Origin of the sequence: Pseudomonas sp. NFACC39-1 (assembly GCF_900110355.1) — a bacterium.
In the GTDB taxonomy this organism is placed as follows: Bacteria; Pseudomonadota; Gammaproteobacteria; order Pseudomonadales; family Pseudomonadaceae; genus Aquipseudomonas; species Aquipseudomonas tehranensis.
Genome location: NZ_FODL01000001.1, coordinates 386,123 through 407,952, shown reverse-complemented (window position 1 = coordinate 407,952; position 21,830 = coordinate 386,123). Strand labels below are relative to the sequence as shown.

The 21,830-nt window shown below is 60.4% G+C and carries 15 protein-coding genes; 5 read left to right on the top strand and 10 right to left on the bottom strand.

Annotation, left to right across the window (positions count from 1 at the left end; translation table 11 throughout):
- The first annotated feature begins 2 nt into the window (after nt 1-2).
- From BMY45_RS01785 to BMY45_RS01775, 3 genes are read left to right on the top strand one after another with little or no spacing between them, the layout of a single operon-like run.
- Complete coding sequence (locus BMY45_RS01785; protein ID WP_092393767.1) at nt 3-2,195, top strand: FUSC family protein; 2,193 nt, start codon at nt 3-5, stop codon at nt 2,193-2,195.
- Entirely contained in the window at nt 2,185-2,385 is a 201-nt protein-coding gene (locus tag BMY45_RS01780) for a DUF1656 domain-containing protein (RefSeq protein WP_024617598.1), read from the top strand. Before BMY45_RS01785 ends, BMY45_RS01780 begins: the two co-directional genes overlap by 11 nt.
- 10 nt (nt 2,386-2,395) lie before the next feature.
- A complete protein-coding gene (locus tag BMY45_RS01775; RefSeq protein WP_092393764.1) occupies nt 2,396-3,253 on the top strand; it encodes an efflux RND transporter periplasmic adaptor subunit in 858 nt (285 codons plus the stop codon).
- Nucleotides 3,254-3,530: 277 nt separating this feature from the next.
- Here BMY45_RS01775 and BMY45_RS01770 read toward each other — a convergent pair whose 3' ends face one another.
- Both BMY45_RS01770 and BMY45_RS01765 read right to left on the bottom strand, forming a co-directional pair.
- On the bottom strand, nt 3,531-4,355 hold the full coding sequence (locus tag BMY45_RS01770; protein WP_092393761.1) for an SDR family oxidoreductase: 825 nt from the start codon (nt 4,353-4,355) through the stop codon (nt 3,531-3,533).
- Nucleotides 4,356-4,385: 30 nt separating this feature from the next.
- The gene (locus BMY45_RS01765; RefSeq protein ID WP_092393758.1) at nt 4,386-4,850 is read right to left on the bottom strand and encodes a multidrug transporter; all 465 of its coding nucleotides are present in this window, start codon (nt 4,848-4,850) and stop codon (nt 4,386-4,388) included.
- A 173-nt stretch (nt 4,851-5,023) separates the two neighbouring features.
- Here BMY45_RS01765 and BMY45_RS01760 point away from each other — a divergent pair, with 173 nt between their 5' ends.
- Nucleotides 5,024-7,843, top strand: coding sequence for an RHS repeat domain-containing protein (locus BMY45_RS01760; RefSeq protein WP_092393755.1), 2,820 nt, complete (start codon nt 5,024-5,026; stop codon nt 7,841-7,843).
- A gap of 142 nt (nt 7,844-7,985) precedes the next feature.
- A complete protein-coding gene (locus BMY45_RS01755; protein WP_092393752.1) occupies nt 7,986-10,703 on the top strand; it encodes an RHS repeat domain-containing protein in 2,718 nt (905 codons plus the stop codon).
- A gap of 75 nt (nt 10,704-10,778) precedes the next feature.
- Here the strand turns inward: BMY45_RS01755 and BMY45_RS01750 are convergent, their stop codons facing one another.
- The 8 genes from BMY45_RS01750 to BMY45_RS01715 all read right to left on the bottom strand — a co-directional run bounded on the left by BMY45_RS01750 (nt 10,779) and on the right by BMY45_RS01715 (nt 21,830).
- Nucleotides 10,779-12,230: a mannose-1-phosphate guanylyltransferase/mannose-6-phosphate isomerase gene (locus BMY45_RS01750; RefSeq protein WP_092393749.1), complete on the bottom strand. Its 1,452-nt coding sequence runs from the start codon at nt 12,228-12,230 to the stop codon at nt 10,779-10,781.
- Nucleotides 12,231-12,463: 233 nt separating this feature from the next.
- Nucleotides 12,464-13,129 carry an alginate O-acetyltransferase AlgF gene (locus tag BMY45_RS01745; protein ID WP_092393746.1) on the bottom strand — a complete coding sequence of 222 codons (666 nt, stop codon included), beginning with the start codon at nt 13,127-13,129 and terminating at the stop codon, nt 12,464-12,466.
- A gap of 14 nt (nt 13,130-13,143) precedes the next feature.
- The gene (locus BMY45_RS01740) at nt 13,144-14,319 is read right to left on the bottom strand and encodes an alginate O-acetyltransferase (RefSeq protein WP_092393743.1); all 1,176 of its coding nucleotides are present in this window, start codon (nt 14,317-14,319) and stop codon (nt 13,144-13,146) included.
- 11 nt (nt 14,320-14,330) lie between these two features.
- Nucleotides 14,331-15,896 carry an MBOAT family O-acyltransferase gene (locus BMY45_RS01735; protein ID WP_092393740.1) on the bottom strand — a complete coding sequence of 522 codons (1,566 nt, stop codon included), beginning with the start codon at nt 15,894-15,896 and terminating at the stop codon, nt 14,331-14,333.
- 219 nt (nt 15,897-16,115) lie between these two features.
- Entirely contained in the window at nt 16,116-17,240 is a 1,125-nt protein-coding gene (locus BMY45_RS01730) for a mannuronate-specific alginate lyase (protein WP_092394888.1), read from the bottom strand.
- 23 nt (nt 17,241-17,263) lie between these two features.
- Nucleotides 17,264-18,715 (bottom strand): alginate O-acetyltransferase, encoded by a 1,452-nt coding sequence (locus tag BMY45_RS01725; RefSeq protein WP_092393736.1) that lies wholly within the window; start codon nt 18,713-18,715, stop codon nt 17,264-17,266.
- An 11-nt stretch (nt 18,716-18,726) separates the two neighbouring features.
- Entirely contained in the window at nt 18,727-20,319 is a 1,593-nt protein-coding gene (gene algG, locus BMY45_RS01720) for a mannuronan 5-epimerase AlgG (protein ID WP_092393734.1), read from the bottom strand.
- Between the two features lie 26 nt (nt 20,320-20,345).
- Nucleotides 20,346-21,830 (bottom strand): alginate export family protein, encoded by a 1,485-nt coding sequence (locus BMY45_RS01715; RefSeq protein ID WP_092394885.1) that lies wholly within the window; start codon nt 21,828-21,830, stop codon nt 20,346-20,348.

Here is a 21,830-nt window from a genome sequence, read left to right as displayed (position 1 = left end):
CTGTGAAGTCTTTACTCGCCCCCGCACTCTGGCTCTACCGCCTCGAATGGCGCCGTGGTTTCTTTGAATGGGCCCGCAGCGATGGGGTGACCTGGGTCTATATCTTCAAGGTCCTGTTCGCCGCGTTTCTGACGTTGTGGCTGGCGATGCGTCTGGAGCTGCCGCAACCGCGCACGGCCATGATCACGGTGTTTATCGTCATGCAGCCCCAGAGCGGCCAGGTGTTCGCCAAGAGTTTCTATCGCTTGCTTGGCACCCTGGCGGGCTCGGCGGTGATGGTGGCGCTGATTGCCTTGTTCGCCCAGAGCACCGAACTGTTTCTGGGCAGCCTGGCGATCTGGGTCGGCGTCTGTTCAGCGGGCGCGGCGCGTTATCGCAACTTCAGGGCCTATGGTTTTGTGCTGGCCGGCTACACCGCAGCCATGATCGGCCTGCCGGCCCTGGCTCACCCGGAAGGCGCGTTCATGGCGGCAGTGTGGCGTGTGCTGGAGATTTCCCTGGGGATTCTCTGCGCCACCCTGATCAGCGCCGCGATCCTGCCGCAAACCGCCAGCGCCGCCATGCGCAACGCCCTGTACCAACGCTTTGGCGTGTTTGCCCTGTTCGTCACCGATGGCTTGCGGGGGCGCAGCAAACGCGAGGCATTCGAGGCGCATAACGTGGGCTTCATTGCCGAAGCCGTGGGCCTGGAAAGTCTGCGCAGCGTGACGGTGTTCGAAGACCCGCACATGCGTCGGCGCAACGGTCGGCTCAGCCGCTTGAACAGCGAGTTCATGGGCATCACCACCCGCTTCAACGCTTTGCACCAGTTGCTTGAGCGTTTGCGCAGCCGCCGGGCCGAACAGGTGGTGAACGCCATCAAACCGGGTTTTCAAACGTTGGCCGAGTTGCTGGACGGTTTTAGCGCCCGCGCCCTGACCGATAGAGATGCCGCGCGCTTGGCGGCGCAGTTGGCAACCTATAAAGCCGATTTGCCGGCACAGGTCCGCAGGCTGCGTGGGGTGTTCGAAGAAACAGATCCGAGCGAAGCAGAGCGGCTGGATTTCCACACCGCCTACGAGCTGCTATATCGCTTCGTCGATGACTTGCACGGCTACGCCCAGACCCATGCGTCGCTGGCTGATCATCGCCACGAACGCGAGCAATGGGACGAACCTTTCATGCCGCAGACCAACGGTATGGCGGCTGCGGCGTCGGGGTTTCGGGCAGCGTTCATCCTGCTGGTGCTGGGCAGCTATTGGGTCGTCACGGCCTGGCCGAGTGGCGCGACGATGACGATGATTGCCGCCGCTACGGTGGGCTTGTCGGCCGCCACGCCCAACCCCAAACGCATGGCGTTCCAGATGGCGTGTGGCACGCTGTTCGGGGCCTTGATCGGTTTCGTCGAGATGTTTTTCATCTTCCCGCTGATCGACGGCTTCCCCTTGCTCTGCGTGATGTTGGCACCGGTGATCATGTTGGGCTCGTTCCTCAGCTCGCGACCGCAATACGCCGGAGTCGGGCTGGGGCTACTGATCTTTTTCTGCACCGGCTCGGTGCCCGACAACCTGACGGTCTACAACCCCTACACCTTCATCAATGACTATCTCGCGATGATCCTTGGCATGCTGGTATGCGCCGCTGCCGGGGCGATCATTCTGCCGCCCAACAGTCGCTGGTTGTGGCGCCGGCTCGAGCAAGACCTGCGCGAGCAGGTGGTGTTTGCTATCAGCGGCCGGCTCAAAGGCCTGGTGTCGGGCTTTGAAAGTCGCACCCGGGACTTGCTGCATCAGGCCTATGGACTGGCCGCGGGGCAGCCTCGGGTACAGCGGGATCTGTTGCGCTGGATGTTTGTGGTACTGGAGATTGGCCATGCAATTATCGAATTGCGCAAGGAACAGGCGATCTTGCCCGTGCATCCGGCCTATGCCCCAAACCAGCCGTGGCGCCAGGCGATACGCGTGATGGGGCGGGCGCTGGTGCGGCTGTTCCGCCAGCCCGGCCAGAGCAATCTGGAGCGCGCCCTGTTGGCGGTCGACCATGCCATCAGCCGCGTACAGGCCAGTGACGAACCCTTCGCCCCGCACTTCGACACCTCGGCCCTGCGTCGGGTGAAAAGCTATCTGCATTTCATCCGCACCTCGCTTTTGGACCGGCAATCGCCATTGGCGGCCTACTCCAGGCCGCTGCCCCAGGAACCCGCACATGCCTCGTGAAATCGCCTTCCATGGCGTGTACATGCCCACCATGACCCTGATGTTTTTTATCGCCGCCGCCCTGGCCTGGGCCCTGGATCGTTTTCTGTCGGGGTTGGACCTGTACCGCTTCTTCTGGCACCCGGCGCTGCTGCGCCTGAGTCTGTTTACCTGCCTGTTTGGCGCGCTGGCGCTGACGGTCTACCGTTGAGATCAATGCGATGAAAAAGTTTTTCAGCCTGCTTGCGACGCTGTTGGTGCTGGCCCTTGCCCTGTGGATCGGCCGGGTGTTGTGGGTGCATTACATGAACACGCCGTGGACCCGTGATGGTCGGGTACGCGCCGATATCATCAACGTCGCCGCCGACGTCAGTGGCGAGGTGGTCGAGGTGCCGGTGCGTGATAACCAGTTGGTAAAAAAGGGCGATCTGTTGATGCGCATCGACCCCGAGCATTACCGCATTGCGGTGAAACAGGCTCGCTCTTTGGTCGCCTCGCGCAAGGCGACCTGGGAAATGCGCAAGCTCAACGCCCATCGGCGTGCCGACCTGGACAGCCTGGTGATCTCCCGGGAAAACCGTGACGACGCCAGTAACATTGCCGACTCGGCCCTGGCCGATTACCAGCACGCCCAGGCGCAACTGGAGGCGGCCGAGCTGAACCTGTCACGCACCGAAGTCCGTGCGGCGGTGGACGGCTACGTCACCAACCTCAACGTGCATCGCGGCGACTACGCGCGCATCGGCGAGGCGAAGATGGCTGTGGTGGACATGCATTCGTTCTGGGTCTACGGCTATTTCGAAGAAACCAAATTGCCCAAGGTGCGGGTTGGCGATTCGGCGCAGCTACAACTGATGAGTGGTGAAGTGCTCAAGGGCCATGTGCAAAGCATCTCCCGGGGCATCTACGACCGCGACAACCCGGCAAGCCGCGAACTGATCGCCGACGTCAACCCGACCTTCAACTGGGTACGCCTGGCCCAGCGGGTGCCGGTGCGGATCCATATCGACGAAGTGCCGGACGGCGTGCTGCTGGCGGCGGGGATGACCTGTACGGTGGTGGTCGAACCGCAGGGTTAGCACATTATTTGTGGAAGGGGGTAGACGCACATTCAGCACCAAGCCCCTGTGGGAGCGGTGGGTATGAGTTCCATGTTCGCCCCAAATCCCTGTGGCGAGGGGATTTATCCCCGCTGGGCTGCGAAGCAGCCCCAAAACCAAGCAACCCGGTGTACGAGTCGAAACCGCATCAGACAGACGACGACTGCTCCGCAGCCGAACGGGGATAAATCCCCTCGCCACAGGGATTAACCATATCCCCGGTCCAAACAAGGTAAGGCCTGCTATCCTCCAGCCCTTACAGCGAACCACCCAACCCAAACCGCTTCCTCAAGCCTTTTTCCAGCAATGCTTTGGGCAGCAAACCGGCCATCAACGGCAACGCCCGGCTGCCATTACCCAGGCGCAGCAGGCGCGGGGGCTTGGGTTGCTGCACGGCCTTGAGCAGGCCTGCGGCAAAATCGCTCGCCGGGGTCGGGTTGTCCTGGGATGCTTTGGCGCGGCTGCGGATGCCGTCGCGCAGAGGCCACCAGGGTGACTGTTCGCTGATCAGTTGCTCGGCTTCATGGCCGGCATTTTTGGCGAAACTGGAGGCGATCGCCCCAGGCTGGACTTCCATTACGCGGATGCCGAACGGCGCCAGTTCCATGCGCAGCGCATCGCTCAAGGCATGCACCGCCGCCTTTGAGGCGCAGTAGGCGCCGGCAAATGGCGTCACCAGCACGCCGGAAACGCTGCCGATGTTCACCACCAATCCCTTGGCCCGGCGCAGCACCGGGAACAGTGCGCGGGTCACCCCGACGATGGCGAACACATTGGTTTCGAACTGGCGCTGCATGGCCGGCACACCACCGTCCAACAATGGACCCATGGCGCCGTAACCGGCATTGTTGATCAGCACATCGAGGCCGCCGTGCTGCTGGTTGATGCGTTCGCTCAACTGCTCCAAGGCCTGGCCGTCATTGACGTCCAGTTGTACAGCGGTGAACCCGGCAGCACTGAGCAGCGCCACGTCCTCATCCTTGCGAGCACTGGCCCAGACCTGATAGCCGGCAGCTTTGAAGGCATCGGCGAGGGCGCGGCCGATGCCGCTGGAACATCCGGTAATCAACGCAACGGGCATGGCCATTCCTTATGCAAACAGTGAGAGGGATCAGTTGGAGAAGCTGCCTTGCAATCGTTCGGCGCGAAACTCCAGGGTTTGTGGACGATATCCGGGACGCAGCGGCGGCAAGGGCAGGCAGTCCTGCCAGTCAGCGCCGGGCTGCAACTCGCCTGGGCCTCGATAACGCGGTGCGGTGTACTGATTGTCGGCCAGGTTGATGGTGTCGCCGGGTGCATAAGCCGCGATCCGCCAGCGCAGTTCGATCAGCGGTACATCGTTGCCATTGGTCATGTTCAGCAACAGCGGACGGTCGGCCGGGCAGCGGTCGGGGGCGTAGCTGACGCGCAGATCCAGGCGCGCCAGTTGCCGGGTTTCGCGACTGTCCTCCCAGATTACCCACGCGGCCACCAGTCCCAGACCGACGAACGCCGCCAGGGACACCGGCAACGCCTTGGCCGGATAGCGCAGCAGCAGGATGAGCCAGGTGATGACCAGCAAGACGCCGATAAGCATGGTTGAAGCCTCCGTTATCGTCACACCATCCTACCGGAGGGGGCGGGCCGTGGATATTCATCCGTCTCGGGCCGTCGGTCGCCGCTGTCATATCTGACAGTAGGCAAGGGTTGTCTGCCCTTGTTAGATGCCGGTTACGAGGCAGCGGTGCTACGACCAAGAGGTCTGATTAGATGGGTATGGATCAGAGAACCCCGAGGCTGATGGCCTTTGACCCAAGGAATTTACCGGTTCGCTCGGTCGACTATTGGCGCAACGTCGAGAACGGACCCACGCAAGAGCGTGTCACTCGCAGCCTTTTCGATGCCGCCGGTCGTTTGGCAAAACAGTGGGATCCTCGATTGTGGTGTTTGCAACAAGACGATCAGTCGGCGCCGGCCAACCTTGCGACGGTTTATTCGCTGTCCGCTGCCGCGCTGCGTACCGATAGCGTCGATGCGGGCTTGCAGATCGATCTGCCTGGGCTCGCCGGCGAGGGTTTGCGGGCGTGGGACGGTCGGGGCACGCATCGCGAGGTGGGCTACGACGACCTGCTCCGTCCCGTGGTGGTGCTCGAACAGGGCGCCGGGCAACCGCGTCGGTGCATGGAGCGGTTGAAGTACGGTTCCCCGGGCCGGGGCGATCGCGACCATAACCAGTACGGGCAGTTGATCCGCCACGATGACCCAGCAGGTAGCGTGCAGATGGAGTCGTTTGCCCTCACCGCGCAGAACCTTGTCCAGAACCGTCGCTTCAACCTTGATGCCGTCGCTCCCGACTGGCCGGAGCCGGAAGCCGAGCGTGAAACATTGCTCGAACCCGGCGAGGGCGCCCGGTCAACCTGGTGCCTTGGCCCCCAGGGCGACGTGCTGGAGCAAATGGATGCCCTGGGCAATCGACAACGCAAAAGGCTGACCCTCGATGGCCGGTTGCGTGAAACTCACTTGTTATTAAACGGGCAGGACACATGGCAGCCGCTGGTCAGCGATATTCGTTACAACGCCGACGGGCAAATAGCGCAGGAGACGGCCGGGAACGGTGTGCAGACCCTGCTTGAATACAGCCCCGACGACGGCCGGTTGATGGAACGCCACGCCAGGCGCGCCGATCAGGTGCTGCAAGACCTGTTCTACACCTATGACCCCATGGGTAACGTGCTGAGCATCGAGGACAAGGCCCTGCCGGTGCGCTACTTCGCCAATCAGCGTGTCGAGCCCGCCAGCCGTTTCAGCTACGACAGTCTTTATCAGGTGGCCGAAGCCAGCGGCTGGGAGGCGGGCGCTGCCAATCAGGGACCGGAGTCCGTTGGCCGCCTCGACCCGGCGGCGGTGAGCAACTACCGGCAGACCTACCGCTACGATGAGAGCGGCAACCTGCTGGAACTGACCCATGTCGGCGCTCAGAATCATGGCCGCCAGTTGCAAGCGGCCCGCTACAGCAATCGTTGTTTGCCGTACCGCAACGGCGTGCCTCCAACTGAAGATGACATCTGCGCCGCGTTCGATGCGCGGGGCAATTGTCTGGAACAGGACGAGGGGCGTTTCCTGGCTTGGGATCTGCGCAACCAGTTGAGTTCGGTCACCCCCGTGGAGCGCGCTTCGAGGCTCAACGACGGTGAGGTTTATGTCTACGACGGTAGCGGCCAGCGCGTGCGCAAGTTGCGCACGCTGCAAACCGGTGCCCGAACGCTGGTCGCCGAGGTGCGTTATTTGCCAGGTCTGGAACTGCGCGCTGACAGCGGCACCGCAGAGTCCCTCCAGGTCATCACCGCCCTGGGCGGGCTCAACAGCGTTCGAATATTGCACTGGGAAAGCGTGCCACCTTCAGGGGCAAACGACCTCTATCGATACAGTTTTACCGACCACTTGGGTTCTACCAGCCTGGAGCTTGCCCAGGACGGGCGAATCATCAGCCGCGAGCACTTCTATCCTTTCGGCGAGACCGCGTACCTGGCGGGACCTGATGGGGTGGAGGTCAGTTACAAGACGGCCCGTTACTCGGGTAAGGAGCGGGACGCAACGGGGTTCTATTACTACGGCTATCGCTACTACATGCCCAGTCTGCAGCGCTGGATCAACCCGGATCCGGCCGGAGCTGTAGAGGGTTTGAACCTGTACTGGATGACCCGGAACAACCCGGTCAGTTTTATCGATGACGATGGCGCCGTTACCCGAAAAAAACTCTCCAACGGATTGTGGAGTCCGGTGATAGCGGTGGGCGCTGAACGTAACATCCCAGGGGCACAACCTGTGGATATTGGAACTCCACAGCGAAATCTGCCTGCGGTTGCAAAGACGACCAGTATCCATAACGCGCTAACCGAAACCGAACTCAACAGGGTCGAAGTCACCACCCAGTTATTGAATACCGCGCATAACGTTTCTGAACTGAACAACAGGCAAGGCGGGGCCAGGCTCCTGTTCACCATGGAAAAACTCACCTATTCCGGAGCAAGTAGCGGAACCCTTAATGCGCTGAGAGTTCTGGAAAATCCCCTGGATATCCCCGAAAAAAACAACGCAATACAGGCCTTCTGGGCGCCTCAAGGCGGCTATGTAGACATACCGGTAGACCCCGGACGGAGCCATCCCGACTATGTGTTCACGCCCGGGTTCAGCGGTTGTTCACTGACGGTGGATCAACTCAACGACAATGTGCTCCGTGTTCGCCATGTCCAAGGCGGTAAGGAAAACGCTGAATACAATGATTTACCTGGCAGGGAACATGGACTGGGGCTTGGTGCGATGATGGAGTACATGGATTACGGTTATGCCTTGAATACCAGAGGGCAAGCGGAAGAGGTCATCACCGCTTTTGCTTTTATGAAGTTTGACCGAGAAGCTGGCGCCTGGAAGATTTTTCACCAGAGCACCCAGGGGGCGGCTTCGATCGAAAGCTATTCCCCTGGCAGAAAAATCTCTCTGTTCAATCGCTCGAATGCGTCGGTCACGGTTTTCTCAAAGACGAGGGTTCGCAAAGTCCAGTCCAAGCAAATACTCATAGCGAACCGGTAAGTGCGAAAGAACATGTCGGGCCATCTGCATTGCGACTCCTCTCCGTCGGTCGTCACTGTCATATCTGACAGTAGGCAGGGGTGTTGCCTCTTGTTAGATATCCAGTGAACGGAAATGGCGCTACGACCAAGAGGCCGGATCGATGGGCATGGATCACAAAACCCCGAGGCTCACGTCCTTCGACTCGCGCAGCTTGGCGGTCCGTTGCGTCGACTATTGCCGCAGCATCGAGCGTGGACCGGCGCAACGGCGCATCCAGCGCAGTCTCTTTGATGGGGCGGGGCGCTTGGTCAAACAATGGGATCCGCGGTTGTGGAGCCTGCAGCACGAGGATGTATCGACACCTGCCAGTCTCACGACGGTCTATTCGCTGTCTGATGCCGTGCTGTGTACGGTCAGTGTCGACGCCGGCAGGCAGATCGATCTGCCTGGGCTCGCCGGCGAGGGTTTGCGGGCGTGGGACGGTCGGGGGACGCAGCGCGAGGTGGTCTACGACGACTTGCTCCGTCCTCTGGCGGTGCTTGAGCAAGGCGTCGGGCAACTACGTCGGTGCGTGGAGCGGTTGAAGTACGGTTATCCGGGCCAGGGCAATCGTGACTATAACCAGTACGGACAGTTGATCCGCCACGATGACCCGGCAGGTAGCGTGCTGCTGGAGTCGTTTGCCCTCACGGCCCAAAACCTTGTCCAGAACCGTCGCTTCATCCTTGATGCCATGGCTCCCGACTGGCCGACACCGGAAGCTGATCGCGAATCCTTGCTCGAGCCCGGCGACGGTGCTCTCTCAACGTGGCGCCTTGGCCCGCAGGGTGATGTGCTGGAGCAGACTGATGCCAGGGGAAATCGGCAGAGACGGAAGCTGACCCTCGATGGTCGGTTGCGTGAAAGTCATTTGCGATTAAACGACCAGGACGCATGGCAGCCGCTGGTCACGGATATCCGTTACAACGCCGAGGGGCAAATAGAGCAAGAAACGGCCGGTAACGGTGTGCAGACCACACTTAGATACAGTCTCGATGATGGCCGGCTGATGGAACGCCACGCCAGGTGCGCTGACCAGGTACTGCAAGATCTTTTCTACACCTATGACCCCATGGGTAATGTGCTGAGCATCGAAGACAAGGCCCTGCCGGTGCGCTACTTCGCCAATCAGCGCATCAACCCGATCAGCCGTTTTATCTACGACAGTCTCTACCAATTGCTCGAAGCCAGCGGCTGGGAGGCGGGTGCTGCCAATCAGGGGCCGGACTCCGTTGGCCGCGTCGACCCGGCGGCGGTGAGCAACTACCGGCAGACCTACCGCTACGATGAGAGCGGTAACTTGCTGGAACTGACCCATGTCGGCGCTCAGAATCATGGCCGCCAGTTGCAAGCGGCCCGCTACAGCAATCGTTGTTTGCCGTACCGCAACGGCGTGCCTCCAACTGAAGATGACATCTGCGCCGCGTTCGATGCCCGGGGCAATGGCCTGGAGCTGGATGAGGGGCGGTTTCTGACCTGGGACCTGCGCAACCAGTTGAGTTCGGTCACTTCAATCGAGCGTGCCTCGGGGCTCAATGACAGCGAGGTCTATGTTTACGATGGCAACGGTCAGCGCGTGCGCAAGCGTCGTACGCTGCAAACCGCTGCCCGGGCGTTGAACGCAGAAGTGCGTTATTTGCCTGGGCTGGAATTGCGCACAGACAACGGCACCGGAGAATCCCTACAGGTCATTGCGGCCCAGGGCGGGCTCAACAGCGTTCGAATATTGCACTGGGAAAGCGTGCCACCTTCAGGGGCAAACGACCTCTATCGGTACAGTTTTACCGACCACTTGGGTTCAAACAGCCTGGAGCTTGCTCAAGACGGGCGAATCATCAGCCGCGAGCACTTCTATCCTTTCGGCGAGACCGCGTACCTGGCGGGGGAAGATGTGATCGAGGTCAGTTACAAGACGGTCCGTTATTCGGGTAAGGAGCGGGACGCAACGGGGTTGTATTACTACGGCTATCGCTACTACATGCCCGGCCTGCAGCGCTGGCTTAATCCGGACCCTGCGGGAGATATCGATGGGCTGAACCTGTACGCGATGGTGAGCAATAACCCGCTGACTTTCCGGGACGCGGACGGGCTTAACAAGACTGGAAAGTACGAAATTGAAGTGGGCGTAAAAAATCGACTGAAGCTCACAGCGGCGGCGCTGACGAGCAGGGTGGGCGTGTTCAAGGAGGCCACGGGAAAGTACAGCGATGTGAACGACTTCAAAGTGGTGGAGGTCGGTGCATTCAATGACTATCTGGTGGGAGGCGATGAGGTCAAACAGAATCTGCAACGCTACAAGCAACGCTATAAAGCCCTTTCCAACGAAACCACGAGTTCGAAGGTCGTTGGACAACCTTCAAACTTCGGTCTGGGGGCCAGCATTTCCAGTTACATGTTGCGCAGTGCCAACGATGTATTCGTGGACGAGCCGATCGATCCGGACGCTTTGAACAGACACCCTGATTTCGTCGTTGAACGGCGCTTTTTCGCGGTCATGAAAAAATCCGACAAGTTGAAACCGCCTGAGGAACGACAGATTTATGGTCTGGCCGAATTGAACGCGTTTACAACGAAGGGAAAAACGGAAGTGGATGTTGTGCAAGTGGTCGTCCATCCTGAAACCCAGGGTGACGGGGCCTTGAAAAAGGAGGCGTTGGCGCAGGCCAGCTCAGTGGCGCGGCTGCCGATGCTGAAGGGGGTGGGGACATTCTTGACGGTGCATGCCATCAAGGCCATTTCCAAGGGGGCGGATATCCGGAAAATCAGAACGGACGCGGTCAATCCGCGCTCGGCCAGGATTGCCGAAAAGTTTGATGCCAAGCGAGTGGTCAATCAATAAAAAAGCCCCCACCCAACCCACTGCGGATAGGGGACGCAGTGGGCTGGACGGGGGCTTCTTTTTTTCTACCGAGCGTTACTGCGCGATGGTTTTCACCGACACGCCACGTTCGATCGGCGTAGAGCGACCGTAGATGTCTTCAAAGCGCTCGATGTCGTCTTCGCCCAGGTAGCTGCCGGACTGCACTTCGATGATTTCCAACGGGATCTTGCCCGGGTTGCGCAGACGATGAACCGAGGCGATCGGGATATAGGTCGACTGGTTTTCGCAGAGCAGGAACACATTCTCATCGCAGGTCACTTCGGCGGTGCCGCTGACCACGATCCAGTGTTCGGCGCGGTGGTGGTGCATCTGCAGCGACAGGCACGCACCCGGCTTGACCGAGATGTGCTTGACCTGGAAACGACCGCCCATGTCCACCGAATCATAGGAACCCCACGGACGATAGACCTCGCAATGGTTCTGGGTTTCAGTGCGGCCCTGGGCGTTGAGGGTGTTGACCATTTGCTTGACGCCTTGGACCTTGTCCTTGTGGGCGATCATCATGGCGTCCTTGGTTTCGACCACCACAATGTTGTCCAGGCCGATCACCGACACCAGCTTGCCGTTGCCATGGATCATGCAGTTACGGCTGTCCTGGACGACGACGTCGCCCTTGGTGACGTTGCCGTTGGCGTCCTTGGGGTTGACTTCCCACAGCGACGACCAGCAGCCGACATCGCTCCAGCCGGCCGACAGTGGCACCACGCAGGCGCGCTGGGTCTTTTCCATGACGGCGTAGTCGATGGAGTTGTCCGGGCAGCAGGCGAAGGTGGCTTCGTCGAAGGTGATGGTGTCGGGGGTCTGCTCGCTGCGCTCCAGGGTCAGCAGGCAGGTGTCGTAAATGTCCGGATCGTGCTTTTTCAGCTCTTCGAGGAAACGGCTGGCGCGGAACAGGAACATGCCGCTGTTCCAGAAGTAACCGCCGGCTTCGACGAACTCGGTGGCGCGCTTGACGTCGGGTTTTTCGACGAAGTGCGAAACGCGGCTCACCCCTTCAGGCAGCAGGGCATCGTTGGTCGACTTGATGTAGCCATAACCGGTTTCCGGTTTGGTGGCCGGTACGCCGAACAGCACCATTTCGCCACGCTCGGCGGCCACGGTGGCCAGGGCCAATGCGCGTTGCAGGGCCTTCTGGTCTTCCAGCACGTGGTCGGCCGGCAGGACCAGCATCAGCTCGTCGCGACCTTCATTGACCAGCATCATTGCGGTCAGCGCCACGGCCGGCGCGGTGTTGCGTCCGAACGGTTCCATCAGAATGCGCTGGGCTTCCAGCTTGCGGTTGGTCAACTGCTCGTTGACGATGAACCGGTGGTCTTTGTTGCAAACCACGATCGGGGTGTCCATGCCTTCGAACACCAGGCGCTCGAGGGTTTGTTGGAACAGGGTGTGTTCGCCGGTCAGGGCCAGGAACTGTTTAGGGAATTGCTTGCGCGAAAGCGGCCAAAGACGTGAGCCGCTACCACCTGACAAGATCACCGGAATCATGTTTGTTACTCCTACAAATCGAAATGGTTTTTAGAGCTACTGCGTTCTGTCGTTTCACTCTCTTGTTGTTGTTCCGTACCCGAATGACTGACCTTTGCTGTAGGAGCTGACGAGTGCAGCGAGGCTGCGATCTTTGCGCTAACACTTGAATCCCAAGCGAAAGATCAAGATCAAAAGATCGCAGCCTGCGGCAGCTCCTACACAAATAGGCGTTCAGCCCTCAGGTGAATTGATCAGCGGGTCGACACTGGGCGTTTTACCCACACTGGCGACAGGCTGCTGCCCGAACCGGTGACGTACAGCACGGCCGCTTCGCCGCGTTCCAGGGCCACGGGCTTGAGATCGCCGACTTTCTTGTCGCCGTCGAACAGTGCCAGGCTCACTTTCACCGGGTTGATTTCACGCTCGCCACGGCCCTTGGCTGCCACGGTCTTGACCACTTCGGTCTTGCCATCGGCAGTCTTGAGGGTCAGCGGCTTGTCGCTGAGGTTCTGTACGCGTACCAGGGACTTCTGCTTGTTCTTGAACGGCGGTTCTTCAATCAACTGAGGCTGGCCGCTGGCGTTGTTGACCAGGGTGTAATAGTGATCGGGGGCCAGTTTTACCGGGACGGTCTGGCTGCCGACCTTGGCGCTGTAGTCGCCGCCGGGCATGAAGCTGAAGTCAGTGCTGGCCAGTGGTGCTACGTCGCTTAAGTTGGTGCTGCCGACGGTGGCGCTGACTTCGGCATTGCTGGCGTTGTAGATCCGCACGAAGCTCGAACCTTTTGGCGCAACCGGACCGTACAGGGCCGAGTCACCGGCAAAGGCGGACAGGGAAAGGGCGCTCATGCTGGCAACCAGGGCAACGGCCTTGAGGGAGCGAGCGGCGAGACGGCGAGGAGTTGTAGTGAAAGTCATGGTGGACCTCTCTTTCAGTTTTGCGCCCGGTCGGGCGTCTCGGATGGGGTGTTGGCAGCGACGTTCTGTTGGCGTGCGCCGGCTTGTTTGAGTTCTGCGACCCACTGCGGGTCGGCGTCACCGATTTCGTTGTTCACAGGCAGATAACGTTCAGGAAACTCCCAGATCAGCACCTGTGGCGGGCTGTTCTTGAAGGCGTCGCTCTTGAGGTAGCTGAGCATCGGCAGAATCGGGCCATGGCCGTCTTCGGCGTAGTTCACGACGTCGCTGTTGAGGGCCTGCTTGAGGGCGCCGACGAAGTTCCAGTTGGGGTTGGCGCTGTAACTGGTGCCGATCAGCGCCACGGGCACCTGGGCATCGGCAAACAGCGCGTCGCCTTCGGCCGGCTGGTCGTCGGCTTCACGGGTGGTGCGTTTGACCAGCGGCTCCTGGGCTGGCATCAGGTTTTCGAACAGCGGGTCCAGGGGCAGGAACTGACGCAGGTCGCCCTTGTGGGTGATTTTTTCCGCAATCTCGGTGACGAAACGTTGTGGCTCGCCGTTGAGTGGGGTGCGCTCGGCAATCGTCTTCGCCAGCTTCTCGGCGGCGACCTGCGCGCCCTCCGGCGTCCAGTGGGTGTCGGTGCGCAGGAACACTTGCTGGCCGCTTAGCTTGGCCTGTTGCATCGGGCCGAGCAGGTCAGGGGCCAGGATCTTGTCTGCCGCCACACGGGCATGGAAATCCTGGTAGAGGTTGGCGTGAATGCTCGAAGGCTTCACTTCACCCAAGTGCTCCGGATACAACCGCACCTTGGCCGGCACGATGGCCATGACCAGGGTGATGCCCTGTTCCTTGAGCTTCTGGCGCACGCCTTCGACCAGCGCGTAGTTGCCTTGCAGGTTCTGTTCTTCGTTGACGATCGGATTGAACTCTTCGTCGCTGTACAGCCACTGGTCGCGGCCCAGGACCACGCCTTTGCGGCCCTCGTTGAACAGCTTGTAGTCCAATGCCGCCCAGATGTTGGTGCCCAGGCGCTTGATCGGGAACTCTTCGTCGTAGTGCGTCTCGACGGCTTTGCTCCAGCGACCGTTGAGCACGGTCGCGTCGGGGTTGGTGCTGAAACCGAAGAAGCTGCGCACCGACCACAGGCCCAGGACCGTCAAGGTCAGCAAGAACAGTGCGATGTAGAAGATGCGTAATGAGCGGGTCATGTTCAGATCCCTCAGAACTGGAAGTAAAGGAACGGCGAGAAGCTTTGCGCCGAGAGTTTGAGAATCGAGGCAATGAACAACATCAGCACCAGGGCGCGCATTGCATAGCGTGACCAGTCCGCGGTCCAGTAGGCCGGTTGCACCTGGGCTTCGACGCCTACGGTGTAGCCCGGTTCATGAATGTTCGACGGGTTTTCACCCGGGACGGCTTTGATCAGCCCTGGTTGAGCCGTAGCCGGACCGTCGGCCTCGGTGTTCACTTCAGGTTTGGTCTTGACCGGTGGCTGATTGGTGTAGAGATCGCGCAGGCCGAAGAAGGCGAGGGTGGCGTAGGCCACCGCCAGCGTGGCGATTTGCAGACCGGTGAGGTTGGCGCGGGTCAGTTCCGACAGCGACCAGTCGCCGAAGCTGAACATGGCGCTGTACATGCGGCCGGCTACGTGCAGGTTCTCGGCGCGGAAGATCACCCAGCCCATCACCACCAGCAGGAACGTCAGTGCCCAGCGGATCGGATTCAGAGCGCGTGGCGTGGTGTTGATGCCTACCGCTTTTTCGATGGCCAGCCACATACCGTGCCAGGCGCCCCAGATCACGTAGGTGATGTTCGCGCCGTGCCACAGACCACCGAGCAGCATGGTCAGGAACAGGTTGCGATAGGTCATCAACGTGCCTTTGCGATTGCCGCCCAAGGTGATGTAGAGGTAATCGCGCAGCCAGGTCGACAGGCTGATGTGCCAGCGCCGCCAGAACTCGGTGATCGACTGGCTGATGTAGGGCTGCTTGAAGTTTTCCATGAAACGGAAACCCATCATCAAGCCCAGGCCGATGGCCATGTCGCTGTAGCCGGAGAAGTCGAAGTACAGTTGTGCGGTGTAAGCCAGGGCGCCGAGCCAGGCATCGCCCGTGGTGGGGTTCTCCAGGGCAAAGCAATGGTCGGCCACCACCGCCAGGGTGTCGGCGATGAACACCTTCTTGATGAAACCCTGCATGAAGCGCGTGCAGCCTTCGGAGAACTTGTCCAGGGTGTGGGTGCGGTTGTTGAACTGATCGGCCAGGTCGCGGAAACGCAACACGGGGCCGGCGATCAGGTGCGGGAAGATCGCCACGAACGCTGCGAAGTCGATCAGGTTGTGGGTTGCCGGGGTATCACCGCGATACACGTCGATGATGTAGCTGATGGACTCGAAGATGTAGAACGAGATCCCGATCGGCAACAACACGTGGGTCAGGATGAACGGATTGAGACCGAAGCCGGTAATGATCGCGTTGAGGCTGTCCACACCGAAGTTGGCGTACTTGAAATAGCCCAGGATGCACAGATCCACGCCCACGCCGAGCAACAGCCAGCGCTGGGCCGGTTTGGTGCGCACGCCGGCGGCGCCGACTTTCAGGCCGATCCAGTAGTTCCACAGGGTGACACCGGCGAACAACGCCAGGAAGTCCACGCGCCACCAGGCATAGAACACATAGCTGGCCAGCAATAACAGCAGGTTGCGATAGCGTTGCCCGCTCAAGTAGTACAAGCCGAGAAAGATCGGCAAGAACAGGAACAGGAACACATTGGATGAAAATACCATCCCGATCTCTCCATGTTGAATCAACAGTCAAGGGCCAGAGCCCCCCCAAACCCCCCCATGAAAACCGGGGGGCATAACACAGTTCATGTCTGACACTGCCCTGTGGGAGCGGGCTTGCTCGCGAAGGCGGTTTATCAGTCGACATCAATGCTGGATGACAGACCGAATTCGCGAGCAAGCCCGCTCCCACAAGGTTCCCTGCCAGGCAGGGTTACGGCATCAGCTACCTTTCTCACCTTTTTCCCATGAAGGGTCGTACACCTTGGTCAAGTCCCCGCCGAGGCGGAACGTCTTGAACGGCTGCATTTCATGCTTGCGCTCCAGCACATCCTCGGGGCAGGTGTAGAGGCTGCAGAACGGTTCGAGCCAGGCGAACTTGGAATCGACTTTCAGATCCTTCATGTCCTGTTCATCGCCGTTCTTGTCTTCGAAGATGTCCGGATCTTTCACCCCGGCCAGGACCTGGTCAGCCAGGCGCTTGAGGGCGCCGTTGTTTTCCTGGCGCAGGTCCACGCCGTTGACCTGAGCGAAACTGGCAATCATCGCCAGGGGCGGCAGGGCATAGTTGTGGTAGGACAGGGCGCGTTGCTTGCGCTTGAGTTCGTTGGGCAAGAAGCCCTCGGCGTCGACCTGGTTGACGCCGACCTTGTATTCCTTGACGGCCCAGTCGAACAGGTCGCGGCGGTTGGTCGCCACGGCGGTGGCCATCACCGACCAGGCGGCCCAGTAGGAGTGGTTGTTGATTTTTTTCAGCGGCAGGTTGTCCCAGTCGCTGACCACCTGATCGGCCATCTTGCTGAACCAGCCTTCGATCAGTTGCGCCTGCTCCTGATGATTGGCCAATGGATGTGACTCGGAGAACTTCAGGCGAACATAGGCCGACGCCATGCTTCCCAAGGCCCATTTGCGCATGGACTTGCCGGTGTGGTTGAAGTCCTTGGACATCAGCGCATCGGCCTTGGCCCAGGCGGTCAGCCAGTTCAGGGTGCATTCCAGCTGCTCGGGGCGCCCGTCGCGCATGAATTGCATCACTTGTTTGCTGATGCCGCGTTCGATCTTGGTGATGTCAGCGGTGCTGTCACGGAAGGCTTTTTCCGATTGCGTGTTCAGGGTTGCACGGGCCTTGTCGGAGCCTTCGTACTTGCTGCGAAATTGCAGCGAGCCGGTGTAAGGCGTCGGTACCGATTCGCAGCGCTCGTCAGAGCTGCCCGTCTTGAATTTTTCAATCGGTGCGAAGTAACCCTGGGGCGGGCGTAGCGGGGCCGCGGCCTGCGTCGCGCCGGCGAATATCGCCAGGGTCAGCAGGGACGGCGCCAGCAGCGTTTTCAACGTTCGGGTGCGCATGGTTCTGGTCATGAGACGAGACCTCATTGTCCGATTTGAGCCGTTTGTTGCCCGGCTTGCGGAGATGCGTTGCGTTTGCAGACTTTCGCTTCGATTTGCTGTGGCTCGGCACCGGCTTCAGGTCCCTGGACTTCTACAGCCAGCAGGTTCTGGGAAGCCCAGTCCTCATCGGTACGCAATTGGAAGGCGAAGCGTCCGTCGGTTTCGGAAGTGTCCGGTTTTTCGATCTTGATATCCTCGTGGCGCCCATTCATGTACCAGAGGGTGGCTTGTAGGGTTTTCACCGAGGTATCGGCGAAGCGGATATCGATCTGGTGGCTGCCGTTACGCAGGTCCATGTTCTTGCTGTTGACCATCAATTCGTTCTTGCCGGGCTTGAGCGCCGTTTTGCTGCTCAGCAGCGCGGGCTTGCCTTCGCAACCGTTGTTGTCCAGCAGCGCCATCATCTGGCGGTAGATGGTTTCCTGGTCCAGGCGATACAGCGGCGAGAATTCCCAGATGAGGATTTTCGGCGGGCTCTTCTGGAATTCTTCGCTGCCCAGGTACTGGATCATCGCGCCTTCCAGACCGCCACCGGGGAAGGCGACGTTGAGGATGTCGGCGCCGATGGCTTCTTGCAGGAAGCCGGCGAAGTTGTAGTTTTTGCCGCTGTGGCTGGTGCCCACGAGGGTGATCTGCGGATCACCGGAATCGCCGAACAGATCGCCGCCGCCGGCTTCGCCTTTCGGCTCGGTGGTGAACTGGTCCATGTACTGGATCGCGTAGCTGGTGCCGCACAGCTGACCGGCCATGTTGTGCAGAGTGCCGGTCTTGCCCATGCGGCCGGACTTCTTGGTTTCGAATTCCTGCTTGGGGATGTCGGCGAAGGCCGGGATCTGCTTGACCTTCTCGGCCACGATCTTCGCTGTGCGCTGGGCGCCATAAGGGGTCCAGTGCTGGTCGCCACGGAAGTAGAAATCGTGGGCCGGCAGGGTGTCGGGCAGGTTTTCGTTGGTCAGCGGCGACAGGTCAGGCACCACATAACCCATCTGCGCGAAGCGCCCGAGCATGGTTTTGTAGTTGGTCAGGGCTTTGTCGAAGTCGTAGCTGGCCTTTTCCTGGGGGTTGAGTTTGTTGCGGTTCACCAGACCCCGGGTCGGTTGGTAGACGAGCACCAACTCAACGCCTTTTTTCTTGAAGGCGTCGTGCAACTGCTGCATGCGCTTGTAGCCGGCCGGGGTGGTGTCGAATTCGGTACGCAGGTCTTCCTGGGTACGGAACAGCCAATCGCCCTGGGCCTGCACCAGCGTGGTGAAGTTCTGCTGATAGCGCGTGGTGTAGTTCTTCGCGTCATGGGCAGCAGGGCACAGGTTGCAGCACGGTTCGGCAGTAAACGTGGGGGCCGTGATTTCATCGGCGCGCGCGCCGCTGGTGGCGGCGAGAATGCCGGCAGTCAGGGCGGACAGGCCCAGAAGTTTGATCATCTGTGGGTTCATAAAGGTCATCCTCAGTCCCGCATTTCGGTCTGGCGTTCGACAGGGTCGATCAGCACGGCTTTCTGCTGGCGCACCAGCAGGTCGAGAATTTCATCCTGGCGCTCGCCCAGAATCCCCGAGAAGCTGATGCCGCTGGATTTGGTCGGCGCGAGCATGGACACGCGGTACAGCTCAACGCTCAATGGAGAGTCGATGGACAATGGGCCGCTGCCGTTGGCAGCCAGTTCGCCACCGACCACGATCAGCGAGACCTGGGCGTCGAACGGGTCGAGCTTGATGTCCCGGTCGGTGTCGGACAGGTCTTTGATGTGGCCGTAAAGGCCGGTCAGGCCGTTGGCCATGGAGACGTTTTCGTAAAGGCGGATGTTCACGCTGTTACGAATCCGGATGCCGTGGCGCCGGTTGCTGATCACTTTGTTGCCCCACAACAGGTTGTCACCACTCTCGTACAGCGTGATGCCGTCGGTGTGGTTCTTGTAGATCTCGTTGTAGGCGATCACGTTGTTCACGCTGTTACGGTCGATCACCAGGCCCGAGAGTTTGTTGTCGTAGCTGCGGTTGTTGAAAATGAAGCTGTCGTTGACCTCACGGGAAATGATGATCCCGTGCTTCTTCTTGGTCCCGTAGACGGTGTTGTCGGCGATGATCAGCCGATGGGAACGGTCGTGGGGGTCAATGCCGTAGACGATGTTGTCCTTGTAGGTGTTGCCCTTGACCACAAAGTCGTTGGTTTCGTAGCAGTAGAAGCCGTACCACATGTCCGAGAACTCGGAATCGATGATCCAGCCGGTCGGTTCCGGGCGCTTGAGGACCTTGGCCATGTTGGGCGTGTACTGGGAAATACTCACCCCGTACGACTTACTGTTGGCGTAGCCGAAGCTGGCCATTTTGGTATTGACGATGTAAGTCTCGGTGCCGCCCCAGGACAGCAGGAACGGGCGGAATTCGTTGGCCGAGCGGAACGTGGCGGGGCCATTGTCCTTTTCGCGCCAGCCGGTGACCTTGGTGTCGCGGATGAACATCTTTCCATCGTTGACCAGGAACGAGCCGCCCTCTTGGGACAGGCGCAGTTCCTGGGTCTGTTGGTCGATTTCCAGGATGCCTTTTTCACCCACCACAATGGGAATCCTGGCCAGGAAGACCCCCGGCGAGGTTTCCTTGAGGTACTGCTTGGGCACTTTCTTGGCCAGGTCCTTGAGGTTCATGTAGCCATCGTCGATGAAGATGGCCTGTGGGATGCCGTGCTGGCGCACCACCCACTCGGCCATCTTGTTGTCGCCGCCGATGAAGTCCTTCAAGGCGTTTTCCTGCATCATCCGGCGTACGCTGACCTTGCCGGGCTTGCTGCGCACGATCTTGGCCGCGGCCGCTTCGGCGGTGAAGCCTGTGAGGTCGGGCAGGGTCGGCGCAGCCAGTTCCAGCGGAGCGGTCGGCGCGCTGCTGACGGTGTAGGTCTTGGCTTGTTGCAGTTCCTTGACCACGTTGCCCGGTTTGACCACCGGTTCAACGTTGGCGAACGCCGACGAGCCGGCCAGCAGCAACGCTGCGGCCAACAGGCTGATCGAACCTTTCATCGCCTGGCTGTTCCTGAGGTAGCGGTTCATATCGGGCACTCCCATGGTCATTCGCATCAGAAGCGCCAGATCACGTCGACAAAGGCGCGATGCATGTATGAATCGACCTCTTTGCCGTAGGCGTCGCCAGGCTTGAACACACCGCCACGAAAGCGCACCAGCGCCGACGGCTCGTCGATGGACTGGCTCAGCGCGGCCGGCAGCAGGCCTTGCTTGAAGTACTTGGTGACCACCAGGTCGACTTCCTGGCCCAGGTCCTTGTTACCGTCGCGCAGTGGCAGGGACGAGGTGGAGAGGATCGCGCCGGTCACATCGTCGGTGTTGTTTTGCACCGCGTTGATGCCGTTACTGCCCACCGGCTTGTTGCCGTCCACGCGCCAGAACTTGTGGTACACCAGGCTTGCGTCGTATTCGTCTCGCAACTGCCAGGAACCGAACAGGCTGGCGCTCTGGGTGTTGGCCATTTCGCCACGGAAGGCTTCACCGAAACGGTGGACGCGCGAGCGGGTGCCGGTGTAGTTCGAGCGGTTACTTTGCAGACCGTTCTGTTCGTAGTCCTCGCTGGCGCGGGCATAGGCCGCGCCGACTTGCCACTGCGGGTCCAGGCGCAGGCGGATGCCCAGGTCGGTGGCCCAGCCATCGACGTCGTCGCTACGCTTGAGTTGGGCGGGGCGCGTGCCGTCGGCGTTGAGCGGGTTGACGGTGTCGCGATCGCCGGTCATGCCGGTGAGGCTGGCCCAGTAGTTGACGGTGTTGGTATTGCGCCAGTTGTAGGCGTCGCTATTGGCTTCCAGGCCCAGCCAGGACAGGTCACCGTTCTGGGTCTTGTCCAGGGAGTCGGTGGCTTCGCCCGGGGTCGGGTAATCGAGGCTGCCATTGTCGTGGGTGTGGTGGGCGCGGATCCCGGCCCACTGGCCTGGCATCCACTGGTAGCCCACGTCACCGTAGACGTGCAGGCGGTCCTTGTCGTCGGGCGCCAACTCCTTGAGGTCGGTGCGGTATTCGCTGAAACGCTCGGCAACACCCAGGTTGGCCCGCAACAAGGTGGTGTCGAAGGTCCAGTTCAGGGCTTCGATATTGGTGTCGCGCCATTGGCCGTCTTCGTTGCGCAGGCGTTGGCGACCGAACTTCAGCTGCTCGCCCGGGTAAGGGGTCAGGCCCCGATAGCCAATCCAGAACTCGCGCATGGCCAGGTAGTTCTTCTTGACTTCGCGATCACCGCTGTCGGTTTGCGCGGTTGCGTCATCGGACTGTTGCAGGGTGTCGGTCTCGATGGTGTCGGTAGACGTCACGGCCTGGGCCATGGCGTAGGCGCTCCAGGCGCCGCGCTCACCGTAGATCCATGGACGCAGGTCCAGACCGATACCGTTGACGTCGCCGCCGCGCTGGGTGCCGAGGTCGCGATCGTCTTCGGACTGGGCGGTGATTTTCACGTCCAGGCCGAAGTTCTGGTCTTCAGTCAGGGCCGCCAGGGTCGGGCAGGACCACAGCAGGGCAAACGACAGGCCAATACCGGCCTGCACAAAAGGATTGAGCTTCAA

What these genes read in the sequence shown, in the direction of transcription:
- BMY45_RS01780 (WP_024617598.1), top strand. Translation starts at nt 2,185, where the DNA reads ATGCCTCGTGAAATCGCCTTCCATGGCGTGTACATGCCCACCATGACC.
- BMY45_RS01775 (WP_092393764.1), top strand. Translation starts at nt 2,396, where the DNA reads ATGAAAAAGTTTTTCAGCCTGCTTGCGACGCTGTTGGTGCTGGCCCTT.
- BMY45_RS01770 (WP_092393761.1), bottom strand. Translation starts at nt 4,355, where the DNA reads ATGCCCGTTGCGTTGATTACCGGATGTTCCAGCGGCATCGGCCGCGCC.
- BMY45_RS01765 (WP_092393758.1), bottom strand. Translation starts at nt 4,850, where the DNA reads ATGCTTATCGGCGTCTTGCTGGTCATCACCTGGCTCATCCTGCTGCTG.
- BMY45_RS01760 (WP_092393755.1), top strand. Translation starts at nt 5,024, where the DNA reads ATGGGTATGGATCAGAGAACCCCGAGGCTGATGGCCTTTGACCCAAGG.
- BMY45_RS01755 (WP_092393752.1), top strand. Translation starts at nt 7,986, where the DNA reads ATGGGCATGGATCACAAAACCCCGAGGCTCACGTCCTTCGACTCGCGC.
- BMY45_RS01750 (WP_092393749.1), bottom strand. Translation starts at nt 12,230, where the DNA reads ATGATTCCGGTGATCTTGTCAGGTGGTAGCGGCTCACGTCTTTGGCCG.
- BMY45_RS01745 (WP_092393746.1), bottom strand. Translation starts at nt 13,129, where the DNA reads ATGACTTTCACTACAACTCCTCGCCGTCTCGCCGCTCGCTCCCTCAAG.
- BMY45_RS01740 (WP_092393743.1), bottom strand. Translation starts at nt 14,319, where the DNA reads ATGACCCGCTCATTACGCATCTTCTACATCGCACTGTTCTTGCTGACC.
- BMY45_RS01735 (WP_092393740.1), bottom strand. Translation starts at nt 15,896, where the DNA reads ATGGTATTTTCATCCAATGTGTTCCTGTTCCTGTTCTTGCCGATCTTT.
- BMY45_RS01730 (WP_092394888.1), bottom strand. Translation starts at nt 17,240, where the DNA reads ATGCGCACCCGAACGTTGAAAACGCTGCTGGCGCCGTCCCTGCTGACC.
- BMY45_RS01725 (WP_092393736.1), bottom strand. Translation starts at nt 18,715, where the DNA reads ATGAACCCACAGATGATCAAACTTCTGGGCCTGTCCGCCCTGACTGCC.
- algG (WP_092393734.1), bottom strand. Translation starts at nt 20,319, where the DNA reads ATGAACCGCTACCTCAGGAACAGCCAGGCGATGAAAGGTTCGATCAGC.